This is a genomic window from Rhodococcus sp. (in: high G+C Gram-positive bacteria), assembly GCF_049591685.1.
Taxonomy (GTDB): Bacteria; Actinomycetota; Actinomycetes; order Mycobacteriales; family Mycobacteriaceae; genus Rhodococcoides.
In genome coordinates this window covers 1-4,057 of the sequence record NZ_JBAWFH010000133.1, presented here as the reverse complement: position 1 = coordinate 4,057, position 4,057 = coordinate 1, and the positions used below count along the sequence as shown (strand labels likewise).

Annotated in this window: 3 protein-coding genes and 1 pseudogene; 3 read left to right on the top strand and 1 reads right to left on the bottom strand. The window is 65.5% G+C overall.

Going from position 1 to position 4,057, the window contains the following annotated elements; all coding sequences use genetic code 11:
* The 3 genes and pseudogenes from WBQ44_RS05750 to WBQ44_RS05740 all read left to right on the top strand — a co-directional run.
* A pseudogene (locus WBQ44_RS05750) lies at positions 1 to 250 on the top strand (ABC transporter ATP-binding protein); the annotation flags it as partial.
* A gap of 28 nt (positions 251 to 278) precedes the next feature.
* Positions 279 to 1,526 (top strand): uroporphyrinogen-III C-methyltransferase, encoded by a 1,248-nt coding sequence (gene cobA, locus WBQ44_RS05745; RefSeq protein ID WP_495565764.1) that lies wholly within the window; start codon positions 279 to 281, stop codon positions 1,524 to 1,526.
* Between the two features lie 11 nt (positions 1,527 to 1,537).
* Entirely contained in the window at positions 1,538 to 3,040 is a 1,503-nt protein-coding gene (locus WBQ44_RS05740) for an MFS transporter (RefSeq protein ID WP_495565763.1), read from the top strand.
* 3 nt (positions 3,041 to 3,043) lie between these two features.
* On the opposite strand, the gene WBQ44_RS05735 is transcribed toward WBQ44_RS05740, so the two are convergent.
* Positions 3,044 to 4,057, bottom strand: a 1,014-nt coding sequence (locus WBQ44_RS05735) for a DUF2786 domain-containing protein (RefSeq protein WP_495565762.1), incomplete at its 5' end; no start/stop codon positions are given.

The following is a 4,057-nucleotide window of genomic DNA, read 5'->3' as shown; positions in this document are numbered from 1 at the left end:
GTCCGGTGCGACGCTTTTGCTGCTCGACGAACCGACGGACAACCTCGATCTCCTGTCTGCCGATTCGTTGCAGGACGCGATCGCCGCTTTCGAAGGCACGGTGATCACCGTCACCCACGACCGCTGGTTCGCCCGCAGTTTCGACCGTTTCCTCGTCTTCGGAGCAGACGGGCACGTGTACGAGTCGGATGTGCCCGTATGGGACGAAACGCGTGTGAGGCGAGAGCGAAGCCTGCGGAGTGACCGGTAAAAGCTAGTTCGCGGTAGCGTTTCTCCCCGTGCATGCGAACGAATCCGCCGATACTCAGACCGACGCGACCGATTCTCCGTACCTTGTCGGCTTGAATCTGGCGGGCAAGCGCGTCGTGGTGGTGGGGGGCGGAACCGTCGCGCAGCGCCGGCTTCCCCTGCTCATTTCTTCGGGCGCGCTGGTGCACGTCGTCACGCGGGAGGCGACGCCTGCCGTCGAGGCCATGGCGACGAGCGGCCAGGTGGAAATGGAGCTTCGCGACTACCGCGACGGCGACCTCGACGGTGCGTGGTACGCCATCGCGTGCACCGACGAGGCGCGTACCAATGCGGCGATCGTCGAAGAGGCTGCTCGGTCGAGGGTTTTCTGTGTTCGCGCCGACATCGGCAGCGAGGGCACGGCAGTCACTCCGGCGTCCGCGGACTACGACGGGCTCACTCTCGGCGTCCTCGCGAGCGGCCAGCACCGCCGTTCGGCAGCGGTCCGCAACGCCGTACTCGAGGCGTTGCAGTCCGGTGTCATCACCGACTCGGCGCACGCGCCGCACACGGGTGTGGCGCTCGTCGGCGGCGGTCCCGGCGATCCGGACCTCATCACCGTTCGCGGCCGACGACTGTTGGCATACGCGGATGTCGTGGTCACCGATCGCCTCGCACCCCCGGAGCTTCTAGCCGAACTGGGTCCACACGTCGAGGTCATCGACGCGTCGAAGATCCCGTACGGCCGAGCCATGGCACAGGAGGCGATCAACCAGGCGTTGATCGACGGCGCCCGAGCCGGCAAGTTCGTCGTCCGACTGAAGGGCGGTGACCCGTACGTCTTCGGCCGCGGTTACGAAGAGCTCGAGGCTCTCGCCGAAGCAGGCATCCCGGTCACCGTCGTGCCCGGCATCACGAGCGCCATCTCGGTTCCGTCCGCAGCCGGCGTACCAGTCACCCACCGCGGTGTCACACACGAGTTCGTGGTCGTCAGCGGGCACGTCGCACCCGAACATCCCGATTCGCTCGTCGACTGGTCTGCCCTCGCCCGACTCAAGGGCACCATCGTGTTGTTGATGGCAGTCGAGCGAATCGACAAGTTCGCGAAGGTGCTCGTCGAGGGTGGCCGCCCGTCGACGACGCCGGTCCTGGTCGTCCAGGAAGGCACGATGCGTACGCAGCGGGAGGTCCGCGCCGATCTCGCTACAGTGGCTCAGAAGGTCAAAGACGAGGGCATCCGACCGCCCGCGATCGTGGTGATCGGAACCGTTGCTGGTTTTTCCGTGAACTCTCGGTAACGTGAACGCTCGTGTCTGACCACTCGAATCCCGCCGCGTCCTCGACCCGGATCGTCTATCCGGTGACCACCCGAGCATTCGGCCTCGCGATCATCGTGCTCAGCGGGCTACAGCTGATGGTGGTTCTCGACGGCACCGTGGCGAATCTGGCGCTCGCGCCACTACAGGCCGATCTAGGTCTGAGCGACGCCGGTCGCAATTGGGTACTCACGTCGTACGCGCTTGCTTTCGGTGGGTTGATGCTGCTCGGGGGACGTCTGGGAGACGCCTTCGGCCGTAAGAAGATGTTCCTCGCCGGCGTCGTACTGTTCACCATCGCCTCACTGCTGTGCGGCTTGGCGATCAACGAGGCGACGTTGGTGGCGGCGCGAGCGCTGCAGGGCGTCGGCGCCGCGGTGGCGTCGCCCACCGCATTCGCCCTCGTGGCCACTACGTTCGCGCCGGGACCGGTACGCAACCAGGCCATCGCCATCTACGCGGCCATGACGGGTATCGGGTCGATTGCGGGATTGATCATCGGCGGAGCCCTCACCCAGGTGTCCTGGCGATGGATCTTCTTGATCAACGTTCCCATCGGCATCGTCATCGTCGTTCTCGCCGTCATCTCCCTCAAGGAAACGGACGGTGTGCGGCTCGCCCTCGATTTCCCCGGAGCCATTCTTGCGACGCTGGGGTGTACCGGAGTGGTACTCGCGCTCAGCGAAGGAACCGAGCTGGGGTGGACGAGTCCGCTGGTGATGGGATCGTTCGTCGCGGGCGTCCTGCTACTCGGCGCGTTTCTTCTGGTCGAACGCAGAGCCGAAAACCCTCTGCTTCCGTTCTCCCTCTTCTCGAGTCGAGACAGGGTGGCCACGTTCGTCGCCATCTTCTTCGCCGGCGGTATCATGTTCGCGCTGGCCGCATTCGTTGCGCTGTTCGTTCAGGACATCCTGGGATACACCCCGCTCGCTGCCGGTCTGGCCTTCGTTCCCTTCGCCTTCGGCCTGGGCGCCGCAGCGTTCATCACCTCCCAGCTGGTCGTTCGGATTCAACCTCGCTGGCTCGTCATGACCGGCGCGGTCATCATGGTCGGCTGGCTGCTGTTTTCCGTCGCAACGATGGACGCCGATTCGGCTTACTTCCCCGGCATCTTCTTCCCCGTCATCGGTATCGGATTCGGAGTGGGAATGGCGTCGATCCCTCTCCCGCTCTGCGCTATTGCCGGTGTTCCCGCCACCGAGATCGGGCCCCTGACGGCAATTGCCCTGGTTGCGCAGACCCTCGGCGGTCCGGTTGCACTCGCAGTGATCGGCGCGCTCGTCACCTCGCGGACGTTGTCGCTGGGCGGTACGACGGGACCCGCGGTCGACATGAACGCCGTCCAGCTCGACGCACTGAGTTCGGGCTACATGTTCGCGTTGTTCTGCTGCGCGATCTTCGCCGTGGTTGCCGGTGTCGCCGCGTCGCTGATCAGGTTCACCCCGGGGCAAGTCGCCCAGGCGCAGGCTGCCCAGGAGGACGCACAGTCGGCGTGACGCTCAGGTGCGGCGAAGGTCGGCCTCGTCGGCCGCGGCCTGGCCGGACTCCCATCCCTCGGCGTCGAGCCGCGGTCCGCGCATCGCCCTGGTGCTCGGGAAGAGGCGGTCGAACTCGGCTTCGACGGCCACCGTCTGCGCCGCGAGCATTGGTAGTAGATCGCTCGACGTAGACGATGCTTCGTCGACCGTGACCGTATGGACCTCTTCGAGTCGTTCACCGATCCGGACGGCGAAGGCATAGAGAAACGCCTTCCCAAAGGCCGCCGACGCAGAGCCCTTCCGGCGCTTAGCTCGCGGCGAGCGGGACAGAGCACGGGTCGCCTGGATGAGCAGTGAGGTGAAGAGCATTTCGGTCTGCTCGACGTCGATCTCGGAGCCTACGAGCGTCGCGACCGCATACTCCTGATCCCAGATCGACTTGACCCGGTTCGCGGAACCGACCCCGTGCAGCAACTGGGCCTTGGCGGGGGCATGCGGATTGTCGATGTGTAGTCGCCTGGTGACAACTCCGGCGTTGCCGTCGGTCAGCAACAGGGAATCGATCGAATAGCGCGTCATCAATTCCTGGGCCTTCGCCGTGAGCGTCTCGGCTTCTTCCTCGAAGTCGGTCGCGTCGGCCTTGGCGAGGAGTCCTCGTATCCGGCCCATCACCTTGCTGTTCGGCGCTGCGGTATCTCCGGCATCTGCGGTTGCCGGGGCCCGCTCCGGCGGACGAGTGTTCGGCCATTGCGAGGGGAGAGGGCCGATCCGAGGCCACCGAGGCAACGTCTGCCACTGTCCGAAAAGCGCCAGAACATCGATCCACTGATCGTTGACGGCGATGTAGTCGGTCTTGCCCGCTGCTCTCAGTCGGGCGGTGAGGAAATCCGGTGTCGCCTCCACCCGCGCGGCGGCCTTCGGATACGCGGCGCAGATTTCCGACAGTTGGCCGATCCAGTGGTGCGGGGCGCGAGACTCGGCACGCGCCAGATCGGACTGGTGCAGAATCGCCGCCGCGGCCAGTTCGGAAACCGC